The sequence below is a fragment of the Paramixta manurensis genome (assembly GCF_013285385.1).
GTDB lineage: Bacteria > Pseudomonadota > Gammaproteobacteria > Enterobacterales > Enterobacteriaceae > Paramixta > Paramixta manurensis.
Genome location: NZ_CP054212.1, coordinates 3,114,962 through 3,136,096, shown reverse-complemented (window position 1 = coordinate 3,136,096; position 21,135 = coordinate 3,114,962). Strand labels below are relative to the sequence as shown.

The window sequence follows — 21,135 nt, the reverse complement described above, 5'->3', positions numbered from 1 at the left end:
CCGATTACTTATAGCGCTTTCAGTGCATTCTCTACGCCTGCGCCATATGCTTCATCTACCTGATAAAACAGGGCAATCTGTCGCTGGCGAATAAACTCCGGCACCTGACTTAACTCCCCGGCGATACGCGCAAACATGCGTTGGTGTTCCGCGTCACTCAGTAAATTAAACAGCGCGCGCGGCTGCGTGAAATAATCGTCATCTTCCCGATGATTCCAGTGGTCGGCAGCGCCTTCCAGTGACAACGGCGGCTCGCTGAAATCCGGTTGTTCCTGGAACAGGTTAAAACTGTTTGGCTCATAGGTGGCGCCATTACCGCTATTACCGTCGATACGCATTGCGCCATCGCGATGATAGTTGTGGAACGGGCACTTCGGCGCATTAACCGGAATCTGGTGATGGTTAACGCCTAAACGGTAGCGATGCGCGTCACCGTAAGAGAAGAGGCGGCCTTGCAGCATGCGATCCGGCGAGAAGCCGATGCCAGGCACCACGTTAGCCGGGCTCATCGCCACTTGTTCCACTTCAGCGAAGTAGTTTTCCGGGTTACGGTTTAATTCATATTCACCAACCTCAATCAACGGGTAGTCGCCGTGCGGCCAGACTTTGGTCAGGTCGAATGGGTTATATGGCGTTTGTGAGGCTTCCTGCTCTGGCATAACCTGAACAAACACTTTCCAGCGCGGAAAGTCGCCGCGTTCAATCGCGTCATACAGATCGCGCTGCGAACTCTCACGATCTTTACCGATTAACTGCTCGGCTTCATCATCCATCAGGTTGGCAATGCCTTGCTGGCAGCGCATATGGAATTTCACCCAAAACCGCTCTTGCCGATCATTGATAAAGCTATAAGTGTGGCTGCCAAAGCCGTGGATATGGCGATAGGATTTCGGCAAGCCGCGATCGCTGAAATCGATAGTTAGCTGATGCAGCGATTCCGGTAACTGTGAGAAAAAGTCCCACTTGTAGGTTGGATTACGCAGGTTAGTACGCGGATCGCGTTTTACCACATGGTTTAAATCTGGAAATTTCAACGGGTCACGCAGATAAAAGACCGGCGTGTTATTGCCCACCAGATCCCAGTTACCTTCTTCAGTATAAAACTTCAGCGCGAAACCGCGAATATCGCGCTCGGCATCGGCGCCGCCGCGCTCGCCCGCCACGGTTGAAAAGCGAATAAACAGGTCGGTTTGTTTACCGATTTCCGAAAAGATTTTCGCACGGGTAAAGCGGGTAATATCGTGCGTAACGGTAAAGGTGCCGTAAGCGCCGGAACCCTTCGCATGCATACGGCGCTCAGGGATGACTTCTCTGTCGAAATGCGCCAGTTTTTCCAGAAACCAAACATCTTGTAATAGCATCGGGCCACGGCGTCCGGCGGTCATCGAGTTGTTATTGTGTGCAACCGGTGCGCCAGCGGCGGTGGTGAGTCCTTTTTTGCTCATACGGCTTCTCTCTCTTAATGATTGTGGAAAATATTCTTAGATGATTTCTTCTATTTAATTGGGGATACCTATTATGTGACGCATTGTGCGATGTAATCTTGATCGCTGACAATCAGGCAGAAACTATCACTGCCATTTTTAAAATCACTGCCGCCACGTTTTCACATTGTGTTTCACGCGCGGGCTTCCTACAGTAGGACGATTAACCGCAGGAGGAGATAACGTGATACGAGTGGAAATGCTCTCAACGGGCGATGAGGTGTTACACGGGCAAATTGTCGATACCAACGCGGCATGGCTGGCAGACCGGCTGTTTCAAAGCGGGTTACCGATGACGAGCCGTTCCACCGTGGGCGATAGCCTGGAGTCGCTGGTTGCCGCGTTAACCGAACGCAGCCAACTGGCCGATGTGTTGATTGTTAATGGCGGCCTGGGGCCGACCAGTGATGATCTCAGCGCCCTGGCGGCGGCCACCGCCTGTGGCGTTGAGCTAGAGTTGCAGCAGGCGTGGCTGGAAAATATGGAGGCTTGGTTCGCCAGCCGAGGTCGTGTGATGGCGCCCTCGAACCGTAAACAGGCGGAAATCCCGGCCGGGGCTGAGCTAATTGATAACCCGGTGGGAACCGCCTGCGGGTTTGCTATCCGCCTTAACCGTTGTCGCATTTTCTTTACGCCGGGCGTGCCTTCCGAGTTTAAGGTGATGGTCGACCAACAAATTTTACCGCGTCTGCATCAGGACTTTGCCTTGCCACAGCCGCCGCTCTGCCTGCGTCTGACTACTTTTGGCCGCGGCGAAAGCGATCTGGCCGCTGAGTTGGAGCCAATTCCCTTACCGCCGGGCGTGGTAATGGGCTATCGCTCATCAATGCCCATTATTGAAATAAAACTGACTGGCCCCGCCGAACAGCGCAGCGCAATGGAACACTGTTGGCAGCAGGTGAAAACCTTGCTGCTGGACTGCACGATTTTTGAAGGGACTGATGGGCTGCCGCTAGAACTGGCACGGCAGTTACGTGATAGAGGGTTGTCGCTGAGTATTAGCGAACAGTTCTCTGCCGGGTTATTACACTGGCAGCTTGCCTCGGCTGAGGCGCCGTTAGGGCAGGGGAATGTGTTGCCAGGCTTCAGTGAAACGCTGAGCGAACAGGCGCAGCGCACCCGTACACTGGCGCATCTCAACGGAACCTCACTGGCGTTAAGTGTCGGGGAATCTCAGGATCAGTTATTGGGATTTGCGCTCACCACGCCGCAAGGAACCTTCGCCCAACAGGTAAAGTTTACTACCCAGCGCCACGGGCTGAAAACGCGGCAGGAGGTGGTGGTAATGATGGCGATGAATATGCTACGCCGCTGGCTGGCTGGCATGCCGGTTAGCACCGGGCACGGTTGGATTGATGTGGTGGATACGCTAGAAATGTAAGCGTCATAAGGGATGACGCGTCATCCCTTACATTTCGATTTCAATATCGCCTTTTGCCTTGCAGCAGCAGGGCAAAATTTCACCTTCCTGAAGAAAAGCGAGCGGCTGCTCTGCATAGCACACCTCTCCTTTCAGCAGGCGAGTGCGGCAGGAGCCGCAATACCCTTCGCGACACTGATATTCAACGCATAAATTATGCGACTCCAGCGCCGCCAGCAAGGTGGGATGGGTATCATCACACTGCAGACGCGCGCCGGTTGCGCGCAGGATAATAAGATTCCCTGCCATCATTAATTACAGTTGGAAGTCGTTAAAATCGTCTTCGCCTACTTCCGAGTCGATCTGGCCGACCAGGTAGGAACTGACTTCAACTTCTTGCGGCGCCACCTGGACGTTATCAGACACTAACCACGCGTTGATCCACGGAATGGGGTTAGAACGTGTCTGAAACGGCAGGTCCAGCCCCACCGCCTGCATGCGAATATTGGTGATGTACTCGATGTATTGGCACAGAATATCCTTATTCAGACCAATCATTGAGCCGTCGCGGAAGAGATATTCCGCCCACTCTTTCTCTTGCTGAGCGGCAAGCACAAACAGGTCGTAGCATTGCTGACGGCACTCCTGCGCCACTTCTTTCATTTCCGGATCGTCTTCGCCGCTGCGCATCAGGTTCAGCATATGTTGCGTGCCGGTCAGATGCAGCGCTTCATCACGGGCGATCAAACGGATAATTTTGGCGTTCCCTTCCATCAGTTCGCGCTCGGCAAAGGCAAAGGAGCAGGCGAAACTGACATAGAAACGGATCGCTTCCAGCGCATTCACGCTCATCAGGCACAGATATAACTGCTTTTTCAGCTCATGCAGGTTAACGATCACGGTTTTACCGTTAACCTGATGCGTCCCTTCACCCAGTTGATGCCAGTAGTTGGTCATCTCGATCAGGGAGTCGTAATAGCTGGAGATATCTTTCGCCCGCATTAAGATCTGTTCATTGGTCACAATATCGTCAAACACCAACGCCGGGTCGTTAACAATATTACGGATGATATGGGTATAAGAACGCGAGTGGATGGTTTCTGAAAATGCCCAGGTTTCTACCCAAGTTTCCAATTCCGGAATCGAAATCAGCGGCAGTAACGCCACGTTCGGGCTGCGGCCCTGGATCGAGTCGAGTAGCGTTTGATATTTCAGGTTGCTGATAAAGATATGTTTTTCGTGTTCCGGCAACCCTTGATAATCAATACGGTCGCGAGAAACGTCAACCTCTTCCGGGCGCCAGAAAAAGGAGAGTTGCTTCTCAATCAGCTTCTCGAAAATATCGTATTTTTGTTGGTCGTAACGCGCCACGTTAACCGGCTGACCAAAAAACATCGGCTCGTTCAACTGATTGTTTTTGTTTTGCGAGAAAGTGGTGTAAGCCATGATTTATTCCACCTAAATCGGGCCAGAGTTGTCTGGCCAATACCGGAGAAATGGCCGGGCATTCCCCGGCCAGTCCGATGATTAAATTTTGCAGGCGCCGCTTTCGCAGCCATCATCCTGAATTGAAGGGGCGAGATCGTCCTGCGCATCTTCCGCGCCGTCGCGGGTGTTTTGGTAATAAAGCGTTTTTACGCCAAACTTGTAGGCGGTCAACAAATCTTTCAGCAACTGTTTCATCGGCACTTTGCCGTTCGGGAAACGCGTCGGATCATAGTTGGTGTTGGACGAAATAGCCTGATCGATAAATTTCTGCATCACGCCAACCAGTTGGAGATAACCGTCGTTATTCGGCATTTCCCACAACAGCTCATAGTTCTCTTTCAGACGCTCATACTCCGGCACCACCTGGCGCAGTATGCCGTCTTTCGACGCTTTGATGCTGATATGACCGCGTGGCGGTTCAATGCCGTTGGTCGCATTAGAAATCTGCGACGAGGTTTCAGACGGCATCAATGCTGAGAGCGTCGAGTTACGCAAGCCGTGCGTTTTAATCGATTCACGCAGCGCTTCCCAATCCAGATGCAGCGGCTCGTTACAAATAACGTCGAGATCTTTCTTGTAGGTATCAATCGGCAGAATACCTTGCGCATAGGTGGTTTCATTGAACCACGGGCAAGCGCCTTGCTCTTTCGCCAGCTCATTCGAGGCTTTCAACAGGTAATATTGAATAGCTTCGAAGGTTTTATGCGTCAGATTATTGGCGCTGCCATCGGAATAACGCACGCCGTTTTTCGCCAGATAGTAGGCAAAGTTAATAACACCGATGCCCAAGGTACGACGGCCCATCGCGCCGCGTTTCGCTGCCGGAATGGGGTAATCCTGATAGTCGAGTAACGCATCCAATGCGCGTACCGCCAGCACCGCTAACTCTTCCAGATCCGCGAGGCTATTAATCGCGCCGAGGTTAAAGGCGGAAAGCGTACAAAGCGCAATTTCACCATTCTCATCGTTGACATCCAACAGCGGTTTGGTCGGTAGCGCAATTTCCAGGCACAGGTTCGACTGACGCACAGGTGCAATCGCCGGATCAAACGGGCTGTGGGTATTACAGTGGTCAACGTTTTGAATATAAATACGACCGGTAGAGGCGCGTTCCTGCATCATCAACGAGAACAGGTCGACGGCCTTCACACGCTGTTTGCGAATGCTGCTATCCTGCTCATATTTGGTATAAAGACGCTCAAACTCATCCTGATCGGCAAAGAATGCGTCATACAGGCCCGGTACGTCAGACGGGCTGAATAAGGTAATGTCTTCACCTTTCAGCAGGCGTTGATACATCAGCTTGTTAATCTGTACGCCATAGTCCATATGACGCACGCGGTTGCCTTCAACGCCCCGGTTGTTTTTCAACACTAACAGGCTTTCAACTTCCAGATGCCACATAGGGTAGAACAATGTGGCCGCGCCACCGCGCACGCCGCCCTGAGAACAGGATTTTACCGCCGTCTGGAAATGTTTATAGAACGGGATACAGCCGGTATGAAACGCTTCACCGCCGCGAATCGGGCTACCGAGCGCACGGATGCGACCGGCGTTAATACCGATACCGGCCCGTTGAGAAACGTATTTCACAATCGCGCTAGAGGTGGCGTTAATCGAATCCAGGCTATCGCCACACTCGATCAGCACGCATGAGCTGAACTGGCGGGTTGGCGTGCGCACGCCGGACATAATTGGCGTGGGCAAAGAGATCTTAAAGGTCGAAATCGCATCATAGAAACGTTTCACGTAATCCAGACGGGTTTCACGCGGATAGCCGGAGAACAGGCAAGCAGCAACCAGGATATATAAGAACTGTGCGCTTTCGTAAATTTCCCCGCTAACGCGGTTTTGCGCCAAATATTTCCCTTCCAGTTGTTTTACCGCCGCGTAAGAGAAATTCATATCGCGCCAGTGGTCGATAAAGCCGTCCATCTGTGCAAACTCTTCCTGGCTATAGTCTTCCAGCAGATGGCGGTCATACTTGCCCATCTCGACCATACGTACCACTTGGTCATACAGCTTCGGCGGCTCAAACTGACCGTAAGCTTTTTTACGCAGGTGGAAGATAGCCAAACGGGCGGCCATATACTGGTAATCCGGCGCATCGCGAGAGATCAGGTCGGCAGCGGCCTTAATGATAGTTTCATGAATGTCCGCTGTTTTGATGCCGTCGTAAAACTGGATATGCGAACGCAGTTCAACCTGAGAAACCGAAACGTTCTGCAGCCCTTCGGCGGCCCAGTCCAGTACTCGGTGGATTTTGTCGAGATTGATTCGCTCCTGGCGACCATCGCGTTTCGTGACGAGCAGACTCTGATTCATTTCGCGTTTACCTGTCCGTGAAAAATATCCCCCGTTTATGCACAGCTTGCTCTTTGTGAGTAACTCTGTGGATAAACACTATATATAGGGGTTGAGGAATGAATGAACAACAAGATGGTGAGTATTCTAGTAAGTTATTCGCACAGTACAAGAGGTAAATTTTGCCTGGATTGCCGGGTAAAACCCGTTAGCATTTCTTCAGTCCACGGGTAACAAGGCTCTTCGGCGTGTCAATGCTCTTAAGAAAAAAATCAAAAATTTGATCGAACGCCGGTTTTCTATTCAGCCCTTATTCCATCTGGTTTGTTTTAGCGCAAAAGCGTACTAAGCGGAGCGCTTTTCAGCGCTTCGTCTGCGGATAATATTTAACCCTGGTGGCTTGGCGAACCCTACAATTTTCCGCTGACTGCTGTCCAGAAGGAAAAAGATCTGCTCTTGGTTTTGAAGATAAGTAAACCTAATGGTAACGCCACTTATAACCCCGGTGCTTTCCACATCGAGGTGGTTAATCCACTGTCTACTAACGTCAATTGTTCGGCATAAATCGCCTGCCAGGCCTGTTTCTGTTGCAGGTAATGCTGATGATGGGTTGCATTCGGCTGGTAGTCGCGCTCCCAACGTACTAACGCTTCGCCGGTCTCTGCCATGGAGTGGTAAACGCCCGCCGCGACACCCGCGGCAATCGCACAGCCGAGCGCGGTGGCTTCTTTAACCATTGGTACCCGTACCGGCAAGCCGGTGACATCGCTGAGAATTTGGCTCCATAATTTTCCTTTGGCGCCGCCGCCGGCAAACACCAGCGAATCGGCACGTACACCGGAAAAGTTAGCGATCAGGTCGAGATTGCAAGCTGAGACGATAGCGGCATTCTCTTCAAGCGCGCGGAACAGCGTTTGTTTATTACACCGTTCAGGGTCGAGCGATAAGTTGATAAAAGCGGGCGCTGCGTGATACCAGTTTTTGAAATGCATCGCATCGGAAAAAATCGGCGTCACACCCCAGGCGCCGGGCGGCACACGCGCCGCCATCTCTTCCAGCAGGCTATACACATCGACGCCGAGACGTTGCGACAGTAATTTCTCTTCGGCGCAAAAGGCATCGCGGAACCAGCGCATGGTGAGGCCGGTAAAGAAACTGATCGACTCTGCCTGCGCCATGCCGGGGATTACGTGAGGGTTCACGCGGATGTTCATCTCCGGGTCGGTTTGCGGCTGCGGTAAATTAACCACCTGTTGCCAAAAGCTGCCGCCCAGTACCGCCGTTTGTCCGCTGCGTACAATCCCCAATCCGAGCGAGCCGAGTTGGACATCGCCGCCGCCAACGCCTACCGGCGTGCCCGCCGCCAGGCCGCAGGCCGCTGCCGCCTCGGCGGTCACCTTGCCGAGCAACGTGCCGGTTTCCGCCACCGGAGACAGCAAATCGGCGCGTAAGCCAGCCATATCCAACAGGTCGGGGCGCCAGTTGCGGGTTTGCAAGTCCAGCATCCCGGTGGTACCGGCGTTAGAAGGATCGACCGCCAGTTCGCCGCACAGCTTCCAGGCCAGCCAGTCGCTAATCATGGTAATGGTGGCGGCCTGACGATAAATATCCTGACGATAATGCGCCAGCCATAACAGACGCGGCATCGCGCTCAGCGCCAGCGTTTGGCCGGAACAGGCATAAACTTCCCGTTCAAAATCGCCGTGATGAATCTCTTTTAATTCGCTCACTTCACGTTTTGCGCGGGCATCGACATTGGCGCAGGCCCAAATCGCTGTGCCATTCTTGTCATACAACACAATCCCTTCACGCATTGAGCAGGCGGCGACGCTGAGAATCTCGCGCGGCGGAAGTTGGGCCTGTTGTAACGCCTGGCGAATGCACTGACAGGTCAACTGCCAGTTGTTCTCCAGGTCAAACTCCATCGAACCCGGTACGCCTTCCACTTCGAGGTGTTGCCATTCGGCCTGGCCGGCGGCGATCTGCTCGCCATGGTGATTAAAAATAACCGCGCGGATGCTACCGGTACCAGCATCAAGCGTGAGTAAATAACCGGAAGAAGCAGAAGATGATAAGGCCATACGGTGGGTGCTCCTGTGATGCGCGTCTGGATGCAAGTATTGACGCAATTTGTCGCGGCGAAGCGGTGGGATCAACAATCTGTGACCGATACGAAAGTTTTATTTTTCAATGCCAACCAAGCTTTGTCGCGCGGATAGTGCAGATGAAAATGGAGGAGTAATGGACGTTACGTTGGTCGAAATTAATGTCAAAGAAGATAAGATTGAAGAGTTTTTAACCGTTTTTCACGCCAATCACTTAGGCGCACTTCAGGAGCCGGGTAACTTACGGTTTGATGTGTTGCAGGATGAGCAGGTGCCGACACGTTTCTTTATCTATGAAGCTTATGCGAACCAGGAGGCAGTTGCCGCGCATAAGAAAACGCCACACTACCTTGCCTGTGTCGAAGCGTTAGAAGCGTTAATGACCGAACCGCGTAAAAAGCGAGTGTTTAAAGGCATATATCCGTAATAGGCCGCCATGGCCGTGTAGCACGGCGCATGGCGAATCTTGCCGGGCTTATTCGCCGCTATGGCGAGTATGCACCATATAGTTGACGTCGACGCCTCGCCCTAAGCGGAAACGGTCGCTCAACGGGTTGTAATGCAGGCCAATAATATGGCGCTCGCGTAGCGGCGTTTCGTCGACCCAGTTCAGTAGTTCGGCAGGGCGAATAAATTTTTTCACGTCGTGCGTGCCGCGCGGAACCATGCGCAGCAGATATTCCGCACCGACAATCGCCATCAGCCACGCTTTGCCGTTGCGATTTAGTGTTGAGAAAAAGACCTCGCCGCCAGGTTTTACCAGGCGGGCGCAAGCGTGAATAACGGAACGCGGGTCGGGAACGTGTTCCAGCATTTCCATGCAGGTTACCACGTCATAGGCGCCGGGGTTTTGTTGCGCATGTTCTTCGACGGTTTGTTGGATGTAGTTAACCTCAACGCCGCTTTCCAGCGCGTGCAGGCGCGCCACTTCCAGCGGTTCGGCACCCATATCTAACCCGGTGACTATTGCGCCTTCGCGCGCCATGCTTTCTGACAAAATGCCGCCGCCGCAGCCGACATCCAGCACTTTCTTACCAAATAAGCCCTCCGCATGCTGCGCGATATAGCCTAAACGCAGCGGATTAATGCGGTGCAATGGCTTAAATTCTCCCTCTTTATCCCACCAGCGAGAAGCGACCGCTTCAAACTTGGCGATTTCATCATGATCGACGTTGGGCGAGGTTGGCTGATGTTCTGCGTTCATCGAATGGAGACTCCTGGAAAATTTTCCCGAGTATACATCTTTCCGGCAGGATGGACATGACGCACATTATTGCAATAAAGCGCGTTATACGACGCTTTCCATTCACCGGTTGTGAGCAATGTGATATACTTTCGCACCTTTGAATCCGGGAATAATGTAGAGGGATAGCGGCTCCATGAGCGACCTTGCCAGAGAAATCACACCGGTCAATATTGAGGAAGAGTTAAAGAACTCCTACCTTGATTACGCCATGTCGGTCATCGTTGGCCGTGCATTACCTGATGTTCGCGATGGCCTGAAACCGGTCCATCGTCGTGTGCTATATGCCATGAGCGTTCTGGGTAACGACTGGAACAAACCTTATAAAAAGTCCGCCCGTGTTGTTGGCGACGTAATCGGTAAATATCACCCACACGGCGACTCTGCCGTTTATGACACCATTGTGCGTATGGCGCAGCCTTTTTCGCTGCGCTACATGCTGGTGGATGGGCAAGGAAACTTCGGTTCTATCGACGGCGACTCCGCCGCGGCGATGCGTTATACCGAAGTGCGCATGTCGAAGATCGCCCATGAACTGTTAGCCGATCTGGAAAAAGAGACAGTTGATTTTGTGCCAAACTACGATGGCACCGAACAGATCCCGGAAGTGATGCCGACCAAGATCCCGAACCTGTTGATCAACGGTTCATCGGGGATTGCCGTCGGGATGGCGACCAATATTCCGCCGCATAACCTGACGGAAGTGATTAATGGCTGCCTGGCGTATATCGAAGATGAAAACATCAGCGTAGAAGGGCTGATGGAGCACATTCCGGGGCCGGATTTCCCGACGTCGGCGATTATTAACGGGCGTCGCGGCATTGAAGAGGCGTACCGCACCGGTCGCGGTAAGATCTATATTCGCGCCCGTGGTGAAGTGGAAACCGATGCAAAAACCGGTCGTGAAACGATCATCATTCACGAAATTCCGTATCAGGTGAATAAAGCGCGTCTGATCGAGAAAATTGCTGAACTGGTGAAAGAGAAGCGTCTGGAGGGCATCAGCGCGCTACGTGATGAGTCGGATAAAGACGGCATGCGTATCGTGATTGAAATTAAGCGTGATGCGGTAGGCGAAGTGGTGTTAAACAACCTCTATTCGTTGACGCAACTGCAAGTTTCTTTCGGCATTAACATGGTGGCCTTGCATCAGGGGCAGCCGAAGATTATGCCGCTGAAGGAGATCCTTGAAGCCTTTGTCCGCCACCGTCGTGAAGTGGTTACGCGCCGTACCATTTTTGAGTTGCGTAAAGCGCGCGATCGCGCCCATATCCTCGAAGGTTTAGCGATTGCGTTGGCGAATATCGATCCGATTATCGAGCTGATTCGTCGCGCGCCGACCCCGGCGGAAGCGAAGGCCGGTTTGATCGCACAGTCATGGGAACTGGGTAACGTATCGGCGATGCTGGAGCGTGCCGGTGATGATGCCGCGCGTCCGGAGTGGCTGGAAGAGCAGTTTGGTATTCGTGATGGCCGTTATCATTTGACCGAGCAGCAAGCTCAGGCGATTCTTGACCTGCGTTTGCAGAAGTTGACCGGTCTTGAGCATGAAAAACTGCTGGATGAGTATAAAGAGCTGCTGGAGCAGATTGCTGAGTTGATTCGCATTCTGGAAAGCGCAGAACGCCTGATGGAAGTTATCCGTGAAGAGCTGGAAGCGATTCGCGATCAGTTTGGCGATAAGCGTCGTACCGAAATCACTGCCAACAGCGCCGATATTAATATCGAAGATCTGATCAATCAGGAAGATGTGGTCGTCACCCTGTCGCATCAGGGCTACGTTAAGTATCAGCCTTTGTCAGATTACGAAGCGCAGCGTCGCGGCGGTAAAGGGAAATCGGCGGCGCGCATCAAAGAAGAAGACTTTATTGATCGTCTGTTGGTCGCCAACACCCACGATACCATCCTCTGCTTCTCAAGCCGTGGTCGTCTCTACTGGATGAAGGTTTATCAACTGCCGGAAGCCAGCCGTGGCGCCCGTGGTCGCCCGATTGTTAACTTGTTGCCGCTGGAGGCGAATGAGCGTATCACCGCGATTTTGCCTGTACGCGAATACGAGGAAGGGTTGAATATCTTTATGGCGACCGCCAGCGGTACGGTGAAGAAAACCGCCCTGACCGAGTTTAGCCGCCCACGTAGCGCCGGTATTATTGCAGTCAATTTACGTGAAGATGATGAGTTGATTGGCGTGGCGTTGACGGATGGGAGCAATGAAGCAATGTTGTTCTCTGCGGCAGGCAAAGTGGTGCGCTTCTCCGAGCAAGCGGTACGTGCCATGGGTCGAACCGCTTCCGGTGTGCGAGGGATCAAACTGGCGGAAGGCGATCGGGTGGTTTCGTTAATTATTCCTCGTGACGAAGGCGCAATCCTTACCGTGACGCAGAATGGTTATGGTAAGCGTACCGCCACCAGCGAGTATCCGACCAAGTCTCGTGCTACGCAGGGTGTTATCTCGATTAAGGTGACCGAGCGTAACGGCGCGGTAGTTGGCGCGGTGCAGGTGGTTGATAGCGATCAGATCATGATGATTACCGATGCAGGTACGCTGGTACGTACCCGGGTGTCAGAAGTCAGTATTGTCGGTCGTAATACCCAAGGCGTTATCTTAATCCGTACTGCGGATGATGAGCACGTAGTGGGGCTGCAGCGTGTTGCCGAGCCGGTTGCGGAAGATGAGTTGGATGCGATCGATGGCAGCATCGCCGAAGGGGATGAGGATATTGCCCCGGAAGTCGAAAGCGATGATGATGCGCCGGAGTCGGACGAAGAGTAATTTATACGCTTAAGCGCAGTGTTGAAGGGCCGGTTTTCCGGCCCTTCTTGTTTTTACGGTATGTTGGCGAAGCGCCGTTGGGTTTTTAGGTTTCAGCAATGGCTGTAAATCCAGTTTCCCTTAAGGTCAACGGCGTTCCGGCCACCGCTTCGCGTCGGACGGGTTAAGGGGAAACGCACCTTTCCCCTTAACAATCCCGCGTGCCGCTGGTCCTCACGCCGCGCGTTGCGCGGTTCCCTCAGGTTTCACTCCGGCCTGCCGGACCGCCCGGGACGTGACGTCCTGTCCCGCCCGGCCTTGTGGCGGCTTCCCTGCCGCCCCATCCTGGCCTTCACTCAACCTTCGGCGCTGCGGATGGCGGACACAGGGTGTTCACCTTAACTCTGGTGCTAAAGCGTGGGTGTTGACCTTCCCGAGGCATTAGCGACGCTGAGACTGAGCCGGTTTCCAGGACGAGGCGACACGACGTCGCCGAGAGGAAGCGCCGTTGCTGGCTTTTTTGAGGGACTAAAGCTAATGTAGCCTGATAGCTTTTTAGTATTGGTCATTTGCCGCCATAGGTTCCCGTTGAAATATCTTGTCTCGTTCCGCACCACCTTAAGAATCTCCCGCTATCTGTTCCGGGCGCTGGCGCTCATGCTCTGGATGCTTGGCGCGCTGCTAACGGCTTTTTTTATCATCAGCGTATTGCATGAAAAAGAAGCGCAAGTCCGGCAGGAGTTTAGTCAAAACTATGAGCAAGCCCAGTGGTATATCCGCCATTCCAGCGATATTACCCGCGAATTAAAGTTTATTGCTGAAAACCGGGACCGCGTGCCGAAGGGCGCCGCCGGGGCGATAAACGATGAGAACAGCGCCCCATTACCACAGTTTTATCCACTGGCGGCAGACTCAGACTGCTCATCACTGAGTAATACCTGGAGTAACTCGCTCGATTCACTCAACTATTTCCTTCATTACTGGAAAAGCAGCTTCGCATCGGCCGATGAGATTAACCGGGTCTTTTTTATCGGTGATGATACGTTATGTATGGCGGATTTCGGCGCGGGAAATGCCTCGGTTGATCGCGAACGCACGCTGAAATCGATGAATGAACATATTCAACGTTATCGCCACGGCAATGATGAGGACCGCAAAAATAGCCTCTATTGGATCACCTCTACGCCCCAGCCCGGCATAGGCTATTTCTATATGATTACGCCGGTATACATCGCCAATAAACTCGAAGCATTATTAGGGATTGAACAAAATATTCGGTTGGCGGATTTTATTTCGCCAGGCGCTATGCCAATCCAGGCAACCCTGATGGATCAAGACTCGCGTCCGTTACTGAGCACCGCTCGGGGCGGGTTGGGGTTTGCATTGGATAGCATCCCGGACGATAAAGATTGGTTTGGCTATGTTGATGGCTACAAGCAACTGATCATGAAAAAAGAGTTGCAGCCTTCCACGCTAAGCGTGGTGTATTCGGTGCCGACTCGGGTGCTGATCGAACAGCTAAAAATCATGATGATCAATGCGCTATTGCTGAATATTCTGAGCGGCATCGTGCTGTTTTCGCTGGCGTGGCTATTCGAACGGCGCATGTTTTTACCGGCGGAGGAGAACGCTCACCGGCTGGAAGAGCATGAGCAATTCAACCGTAAAATCGTGGCTTCCGCACCGGTCGGTATCTGTATCTTACGCACCAGCGACGGTACCAATATCCTCAGTAATGAATTGGCGCATAATTACCTGACGTTGTTGACGCAAGAAGACCGTCAGCGCCTCACCGAAATTATCTGTGGGCAGCAGGTTAACTTTGTTGATGTGCTAACCGGCAGTAACACCAACCTGCAAATCAGCTTTGTTCATTCGCGTTATCGCAATGAAAACGTCGCGATCTGCGTACTGGTAGATGTGAGCGCCCGCGTCAAAATGGAAGAGTCGTTGCAGGAAATGGCGCAGGCGGCGGAACAGGCCAGTCAATCAAAATCTATGTTTTTGGCCACCGTCAGCCACGAACTGCGCACGCCGTTGTATGGCATTATCGGGAACCTTGATCTGTTGCAAACGCGCCAGTTGCCAAAAGGCGTCGACTCGCTGGTTACCGCAATGAATAACTCATCCAGCTTGTTACTCAAGATCATTAGCGACATTCTCGACTTTTCTAAAATCGAGTCGGAGCAGCTAAAAATTGAGCCGCGCCTGTTTTCTCCACGCGAGGTGATCACGCATATTGCATCCAACTACTTGTCGCTGGTAGTGAAAAAGCGGCTGACGCTTTACTGCTTTATTGATAATGATGTACCGCTTTCACTGAATGGCGACCCGCTGCGTCTCCAGCAGGTGATCTCCAATCTGCTTAACAACGCGATTAAGTTTACCCACAGCGGCTGCATTATTCTGCATGCCTACGTGAAGGAGGGATACTTGGCGTTCCGGGTACGCGATACCGGCGTTGGGATTCCGGCCAAAGAGATCACCCGCCTGTTTGATCCTTTCTTCCAGGTCGGTAGCGGCGTGCAGCGTAATTTCCAGGGGACCGGTTTAGGCCTGGCGATCTGTGAAAAGCTGATTAACATGATGGACGGCGACATTGAGGTGGACTCCGAGCCGGGCATGGGCAGCCAGTTTATTATTCGTATTCCGCTCTATAACAGCCAAATCATGACGCCAGTGCTACACGACGGGTTGCAAGACAAGCAGGTCTGGCTGGCGTTGCGCAATGATTATCTGGCCTGTTTCCTTGAAACGCTGTTGCAGGGGCACGGCATTCAAATTACCCGCCTGGAGGAGCAACGCTATGGCAGCGATGATGTGATCATTACCGATTACGATTTCCAGCCAGCGCAACAGGTGAGGGCGGTGATTGAGTTTGATGGTAAGCACATTGATATGCCGCAGGAGGTCAGCAGCGGGCGTTGGATTTATAGTACGGCGACGCCGCATGAGCTTCCCGCCTTGCTGGGGCGGATTTACCGGGTAGCGGTGGATGTCCCGGACGGTTTGCCGCCGGTGGTCGAGTCGGTTGAGGAGAGCGTCAATAACGATGACATTTTGATTCTGGTGGTGGATGACCATCCAATTAACCGCATGTTGCTTTCTGACCAGCTCGGTTCGCTTGGTTTCCATACCAAAACCGCGCAGGATGGCGTGGATGCGCTGAATGTCCTGAGCCGCACCGAAATTGATATTGTGCTGACCGATGTGAATATGCCGAATATGGATGGCTATCGTTTAACGCAACGCTTGCGTCAATTGGGGCAAACTTTTCCGGTTATTGGCGTAACGGCCAATGCGCTGGCTGAAGAGAAACAGCGCTGTATGGAAGCCGGAATGGATAATTGTCTGTCGAAGCCGGTCACGCTGGAGACGCTGCGCGAGACGTTGGCCTTTTATGCCGACCGGGTGAGGAAGGGACGCAAAAGTTAATCGCGGGTTGATGAACCCATAAAAAACGACGCCGCGGCGTCGTTTTTTATGCAGGTTAATTACTCTTTATCAACCGGTGTCATGCTGACGGAAGAGAGATAATTCAGCAGCGCAATATCGTTATCTACACCGAGTTTCATCATGGCTGATTTCTTCTGGCTACTAATGGTTTTAATACTGCGATTAAGTTTCTTGGCAATTTCGGTCACTAAAAAACCTTCGGCAAACAGACGCAACACTTCGCTCTCTTTCGGCGAAAGGCGCTTATCGCCATAGCCGCCGGCGCTAATTTTTTCCAGCAATTTCGCCACGCTATCCGGCGTGTACTTTTTCCCTTTCTGCAGGGCCGCTAACGCTTTTGGTAAATCGGTCGGCGCACCTTGCTTCAGTACAATACCTTCAATGTCCAAATCCAGCACCGCGCTCAGAATCGCCGGATTATTGTTCATAGTAAGAACAATAATTGACAGATCGGGGTAGTGGCGTTTGATGTATTTAATCAGTGTAATACCATCGCCGTATTTCTCACCTGGCATTGAGAGATCGGTAATCAGCACATTAGCATCAAGTTTTGAGAGGCTATTAATCAACGCGGTAGAGTCTTCAAACTCACCGACTACATTTACCCATTCAATTTGTTCAAGCGACTTCCGAATACCAAACAACACAATGGGATGGTCATCGGCAATAATTACATTCAAGTTATTCATCTTTTTGGTTACCTTGCTGCAGCAGTTCGTTGACGTAGGCGTCAATTTCACTGGTGGTATTTTTAATGTTTGAATCGTCACACTCTTTAATGTGCTGTTCTAACGTTTCACAAAGCTGCTTGCCAGGTACCAGATTGAGCATGGCAAACACGCCTTTTAGGCGGTGCGCTGTCTGAGCAAGCGAACGGTAATCGTTGTCTGCTGCCTCAGTATACAATCTCTTCACATCATCCGGTACTGTCTCGACAAACAACTGGTAGTAACCGCCGCTGAGCAGCGGTACAACGTCCTCTTCTTCGCTCTCTTCACCAAGGGAAAGTTCCTCGGAAAGCTGCTTTTCAATCAGTTGTAGCAGTGCATCTTGCAAGGCGCTACTGATATTGAAATTTACCCGGTACTGATTTTCATTCAGCGCGCGGAAACCAGACTCATCATCGGTGAGCAACAGCGCCCACGGTGTCATGCGCGCCGGATCATCGGTGACCAAAATATCATGTTGTTGACCAGAGAAGCGCTCATCCGGCGTAATACAGCGCGCGCCCCAGTTTTCCAATTGATGACAAACGATATTGCGCACATCATCAACGTCGATCTCAATCAGCGCGGTGACGCCTTCCAGTAACTTCTCTTCTTGCGGCTGTTGGGTTTCCAGCGGCACGTTGAGCCAAATACTGTAACGGGTGCCAATATCCGGTTTTGCCAGAATCTCTAAATGCCCGCCAAGCTGTTTACACAACTGTTTACAGAGGAAGAATGCCAGCCCGGAAGCCTGCCCGAAACGGTCTTGCGAGGTTTCGCCCAGATAAGGAAAGTCAGTATTACCCAATTCATCACGCGTGAGCCCGGCACCGGTATCAACGATTTGTAACCGCAGACGATTAGGCTGGTCGGCCGGAGAGTCAACCTCCAGCGAAACCTTACCCCATTGGGTGGTGGTCAGCGAATAGTGCAACAAGGTGGTGAGCACTTTACGGATGGCCCGCGAGTCGCCAAAACGTATTTCATCACTATTCAGATGGTTGCGTACCAGTAGTTTTAACCCTTTGCGGCGTGCCTGCGGCAGCAGTTCCAGCGTTAACTCATCCAACAAAGCCTGGAGATTGAATGACGCGGCATCCGGTAGCCAATCGTGTGTTTCCAGGCGGTTTAACAAGACAATATCGTCCAGTAAACGTGAGAGCGACTGGCTATCCTGTAACACGTTCAGCAGTTGCTCATCCTCACTTTCCTCGCTGAGCGCACGCAATTGCGTCACCACCTGATTTAGCGGTTGGTTCAGCGCATGGCCGAGATTTTGCAGCAATTGCTGGCGCATTTGATGATTTCTGTCGAGTACTTGCTGAGCTTTTTGCAGCTTTTTATTCACCAAGAGTTCACGATCCTGATCGCGCATCATAAACAACTGGGTGTGCGGAGAATAAACGCTGCGCGCGTGGCGTATTTCGTAAACCTCGTTATTGACCGTCGCCTGCAATACACCCTGATGTTGATCGGACATATTGATGATTTTTTGCAAATTCAGGTGCGGCAACAAATGTTCTGCGATTTTATTACTGATAATGGTGCGGTTACTGGCGAAGTCATACACCAGGAGACCGACGGGTAAACTGGCGACGATCTCTTCATTCAGCACGCGTAGTGAATCCAGTTCGGCGCTCTGGTTTTCACTCGGACGCAGCGATTGCTGTCGTAACAGGAACAGACCGGCTAGCGACATCAGCAGTAGGGCGAAATCTGCCAGCATCGGCCAGAGTAAATTACGCAGCGTATCGAGAGCCAGACTAGTAAGAGGGATGCGGTAAGCCAATTGCAGTGGCGCGCCAGGTAGGGCGGAGACAATTTCCGCCTCGCGCGTACTGAAGTTGATATGGGTCGCTTGCGCCTCTTCGTCGCTATTTTTCCCTTCGTTACTCACGGTCGCATCTTGCCGCAACTGGAAGTTTTCCAGCGGCATATTGCGCGGAATAAGATCATTCACCGGCAGATCAAATGCTACCACCGTCGCCAGGTGGCCCGGCTGATTAAAGGTGGTACGAACAGTAAAGTAGTGATCGTTTTGCCAACTAAAACGCCGCAATGGAGAAAAACTCTCGCGCTCATCTAAGGCGTTGGCCTGTTGCAGCATTTCGGCGCGCCGTGCGTCAACGATATTGCTGATGGCATTCTCTTTGTAACGTGTCGCCATATCTTTCAACGGCAGGGTGGAGATTAAGATCAGGCTGTTGTCCTGACCATTCAGAAAATACATCGACCAGGTGTTATTTTCCGCGCCCCACAGGGTGTCAAGATAACGCGACATCCGTAGCGTCATATCCAGCGTACTGCTGTCGTGGGAACCGAAAATCAGCGCCTCGGTTTTACGGCGGTTTTTTTCCAGGTAGTAAACATCAGGCCGCAAACGCGTCTCTTGCAGGCTATTGGGCGGCGTACCGGCGGCGCTGGCGGCCAGGTTTTCATAAATTTGCCAGGTGGCGAAACGATAAGCATCGATACGTTTTTGCATCGCATAAGTAACGTCTTCCATCGCGTAGCGTTTTTCCGTCAGCCAGGCGTTTACTGCGTTATGGATCATGACGCCCTGCGCGACTAACAGCACCAGAATGAATATCACGAAAAAACGTGTGACATTGCCTGAAGTAAGGGGAAACTTATATGGCACCATACGTAACAGGACACCCAACCTTATCGTATAACCAGCCGAGCGCTGGCAGCAACCGCCAGCAGCAGCAAGGCTATCGCCGTAAATGCCGCTGCCAGGCTGGACCAATGGGAAACAAAACCAATCAGAGCCGGACCTGCCAGAATACCTGCATAACCAATGGTTGTCATGGCGGAAATCGCCAGATTAACCGGCATGGTACTCTGCTGACCGGTGGCGCTGAATAAGATCGGGACAGTATTTGCCGCGCCAAACCCAACTAACAGAAATGCCAGCAGCGACAGCCACGGCAGATTAACGGTTACCGCAATCAGCAGCCCTGACGCTGCGCAAATACAACCGCCAGCCATCACCAGACGACGGCTGAAACGGTTTACTACCCGATCGCCAGTCAGCCGACCAATGCTCATGGCGACTGAAAATACCGCATACGCCAAACCGGCCTGCGCAGCAGGAAAATGACGGACTTGCGTCAAAAACAGCGCGCTCCAGTCTAAAACCGCGCCTTCGGTAAGAAACAGAATAAAACAGAGCAACCCTAAAAACAGAACTTTGCCGTGCGGCAAAACAAATAACGGCGTATCGGCCTGATGTAGACGTTCAGTCAGCAGATGGCGGTGGCTGGCGATAAACAGCGCCACAATTAGCACCAACAGCGCTAACACTGCTTGTAGAGGAGAACAGCCGAGCCATAACAGCAGGCTGACCAGCCCGGCTCCGGCAATGCCGCCGATACTGAAAAAACCGTGAAACCCAGACATCATGGTTTTTTGTGCCGCTTTTTCGACTTCGACAGCCTGAATATTCATCGCGACATCAAAGGTTCCAATTGCCGCGCCAAACAACATCAATGCCAGCGCCAGCGAAAGCGGCGTTGAGAGGGTCGCGAGTAACGGTAACATCAGGACGAAGACGAGGCCAGAGGCGAGGATAACGCGTTTACAGCCCTGCTTGCCAACCAATAAGCCGGTCAGCGGCATTGCTAATAGTGACCCGGCGCCAAGGAAAAGCAATAACCCACCGAGCGAGGCGTCGCTAAGTTGAATGCGCGCTTTGGCATAGGGCACTAATGGTGCCCAGGCAGACATCCCTAAGCCGGCAATAAAAAACACTACGCGGGTAACCACTTGTGTCGCTACGGCTGATTTATCGACTTGTTCCATATCCACTGTCGTCATGTTATCGCTTGTTTCCTGACAATTTATCCCCTCTTTTTACCATAAATTGGGTCGTTTTAGCACCAATAACCCCTGTTACTCGCTTTGAGTTGGCGGAGCTATATCTGATAAATGGCGCTGGCTGAGGGTAATAACCGATAAAAACGCGGATGTTAAGTCATTATAGCGTTCCAGGCCCAATTTCAGGATATATCCTGGCGCAGTAGTGATATATTTTGACTTAAGTTAAATTTTCAATTTCCTGATAATTCCTTTTTCTTTAAGTAAGTTACGTGAAGTGAATAAACCACCGTGCAAATATCAAACCGGTAATAATGCCTGCAGGTAAATAACGGTCTCACTGTGAGCCGCGTATCAAATTCTCTGGTTAAATTTGGCCCTTTCAATACGTAACTTTTGTAACTAAAAGTGATCTGT

General features: G+C 52.0%; 13 protein-coding genes. 4 read left to right on the top strand and 9 right to left on the bottom strand.

Going from position 1 to position 21,135, the window contains the following annotated elements; genetic code table 11:
• Positions 1 to 8: 8 nt before the first annotated feature.
• Entirely contained in the window at positions 9 to 1,445 is a 1,437-nt protein-coding gene (locus PMPD1_RS15050) for a catalase (protein ID WP_173634814.1), read from the bottom strand.
• A 223-nt stretch (positions 1,446 to 1,668) separates the two neighbouring features.
• Here PMPD1_RS15050 and PMPD1_RS15045 point away from each other — a divergent pair, with 223 nt between their 5' ends.
• Positions 1,669 to 2,865 (top strand): nicotinamide mononucleotide deamidase-related protein YfaY, encoded by a 1,197-nt coding sequence (locus PMPD1_RS15045; RefSeq protein WP_173634813.1) that lies wholly within the window; start codon positions 1,669 to 1,671, stop codon positions 2,863 to 2,865.
• A gap of 27 nt (positions 2,866 to 2,892) precedes the next feature.
• On the opposite strand, the gene yfaE is transcribed toward PMPD1_RS15045, so the two are convergent.
• The 4 genes from yfaE to lsrK all read right to left on the bottom strand — a co-directional run bounded on the left by yfaE (position 2,893) and on the right by lsrK (position 8,717).
• Complete coding sequence (yfaE, locus tag PMPD1_RS15040) at positions 2,893 to 3,153, bottom strand: class I ribonucleotide reductase maintenance protein YfaE (RefSeq protein ID WP_173636242.1); 261 nt, start codon at positions 3,151 to 3,153, stop codon at positions 2,893 to 2,895.
• A 6-nt stretch (positions 3,154 to 3,159) separates the two neighbouring features.
• Positions 3,160 to 4,290: a class Ia ribonucleoside-diphosphate reductase subunit beta gene (nrdB, locus tag PMPD1_RS15035; RefSeq protein ID WP_173634812.1), complete on the bottom strand. Its 1,131-nt coding sequence runs from the start codon at positions 4,288 to 4,290 to the stop codon at positions 3,160 to 3,162.
• Positions 4,291 to 4,371: 81 nt separating this feature from the next.
• Positions 4,372 to 6,657, bottom strand: a complete 2,286-nt coding sequence (nrdA, locus tag PMPD1_RS15030; protein WP_173634811.1) for a class 1a ribonucleoside-diphosphate reductase subunit alpha — start codon at positions 6,655 to 6,657, stop codon at positions 4,372 to 4,374.
• A 473-nt stretch (positions 6,658 to 7,130) separates the two neighbouring features.
• Complete coding sequence (gene lsrK / locus PMPD1_RS15025) at positions 7,131 to 8,717, bottom strand: autoinducer-2 kinase (RefSeq protein WP_173634810.1); 1,587 nt, start codon at positions 8,715 to 8,717, stop codon at positions 7,131 to 7,133.
• 160 nt (positions 8,718 to 8,877) lie between these two features.
• On the opposite strand from lsrK, the gene lsrG reads away from it, so the two are divergent.
• Positions 8,878 to 9,168 carry a (4S)-4-hydroxy-5-phosphonooxypentane-2,3-dione isomerase gene (lsrG, locus tag PMPD1_RS15020; RefSeq protein WP_173634809.1) on the top strand — a complete coding sequence of 97 codons (291 nt, stop codon included), beginning with the start codon at positions 8,878 to 8,880 and terminating at the stop codon, positions 9,166 to 9,168.
• 48 nt (positions 9,169 to 9,216) lie between these two features.
• On the opposite strand, the gene ubiG is transcribed toward lsrG, so the two are convergent.
• A complete protein-coding gene (ubiG, locus tag PMPD1_RS15015; protein ID WP_173634808.1) occupies positions 9,217 to 9,945 on the bottom strand; it encodes a bifunctional 2-polyprenyl-6-hydroxyphenol methylase/3-demethylubiquinol 3-O-methyltransferase UbiG in 729 nt (242 codons plus the stop codon).
• Positions 9,946 to 10,120: 175 nt separating this feature from the next.
• Here ubiG and gyrA point away from each other — a divergent pair, with 175 nt between their 5' ends.
• Both gyrA and rcsC read left to right on the top strand, forming a co-directional pair.
• Complete coding sequence (gene gyrA, locus PMPD1_RS15010; protein ID WP_173634807.1) at positions 10,121 to 12,757, top strand: DNA topoisomerase (ATP-hydrolyzing) subunit A; 2,637 nt, start codon at positions 10,121 to 10,123, stop codon at positions 12,755 to 12,757.
• A 567-nt stretch (positions 12,758 to 13,324) separates the two neighbouring features.
• Positions 13,325 to 16,171 carry a two-component system sensor histidine kinase RcsC gene (gene rcsC / locus PMPD1_RS15005; protein WP_173634806.1) on the top strand — a complete coding sequence of 949 codons (2,847 nt, stop codon included), beginning with the start codon at positions 13,325 to 13,327 and terminating at the stop codon, positions 16,169 to 16,171.
• A gap of 59 nt (positions 16,172 to 16,230) precedes the next feature.
• Here the strand turns inward: rcsC and rcsB are convergent, their stop codons facing one another.
• The 3 genes from rcsB to PMPD1_RS14990 are packed head-to-tail and all read right to left on the bottom strand — an operon-like array spanning position 16,231 to position 20,718.
• Entirely contained in the window at positions 16,231 to 16,881 is a 651-nt protein-coding gene (gene rcsB / locus PMPD1_RS15000; protein ID WP_173634805.1) for a response regulator transcription factor RcsB, read from the bottom strand.
• Complete coding sequence (rcsD, locus tag PMPD1_RS14995; protein ID WP_173636241.1) at positions 16,874 to 19,540, bottom strand: phosphotransferase RcsD; 2,667 nt, start codon at positions 19,538 to 19,540, stop codon at positions 16,874 to 16,876. The genes rcsB and rcsD overlap by 8 nt, the downstream gene beginning before the upstream one ends.
• A 23-nt stretch (positions 19,541 to 19,563) precedes the next feature.
• Complete coding sequence (locus PMPD1_RS14990; RefSeq protein WP_173634804.1) at positions 19,564 to 20,718, bottom strand: MFS transporter; 1,155 nt, start codon at positions 20,716 to 20,718, stop codon at positions 19,564 to 19,566.
• Between the last annotated feature and the right edge of the window lie 417 nt (positions 20,719 to 21,135).

Excerpts from the sequence above, each read along its gene's own strand:
- nrdA (WP_173634811.1), bottom strand. The coding sequence starts at position 6,657 with ATGAATCAGAGTCTGCTCGTCACGAAACGCGATGGTCGCCAGGAGCGA.
- ubiG (WP_173634808.1), bottom strand. The coding sequence starts at position 9,945 with ATGAACGCAGAACATCAGCCAACCTCGCCCAACGTCGATCATGATGAA.
- lsrG (WP_173634809.1), top strand. The coding sequence starts at position 8,878 with ATGGACGTTACGTTGGTCGAAATTAATGTCAAAGAAGATAAGATTGAA.
- lsrK (WP_173634810.1), bottom strand. The coding sequence starts at position 8,717 with ATGGCCTTATCATCTTCTGCTTCTTCCGGTTATTTACTCACGCTTGAT.
- PMPD1_RS14990 (WP_173634804.1), bottom strand. The coding sequence starts at position 20,718 with ATGACGACAGTGGATATGGAACAAGTCGATAAATCAGCCGTAGCGACA.
- yfaE (WP_173636242.1), bottom strand. The coding sequence starts at position 3,153 with ATGGCAGGGAATCTTATTATCCTGCGCGCAACCGGCGCGCGTCTGCAG.
- PMPD1_RS15050 (WP_173634814.1), bottom strand. The coding sequence starts at position 1,445 with ATGAGCAAAAAAGGACTCACCACCGCCGCTGGCGCACCGGTTGCACAC.
- gyrA (WP_173634807.1), top strand. The coding sequence starts at position 10,121 with ATGAGCGACCTTGCCAGAGAAATCACACCGGTCAATATTGAGGAAGAG.
- nrdB (WP_173634812.1), bottom strand. The coding sequence starts at position 4,290 with ATGGCTTACACCACTTTCTCGCAAAACAAAAACAATCAGTTGAACGAG.
- rcsB (WP_173634805.1), bottom strand. The coding sequence starts at position 16,881 with ATGAATAACTTGAATGTAATTATTGCCGATGACCATCCCATTGTGTTG.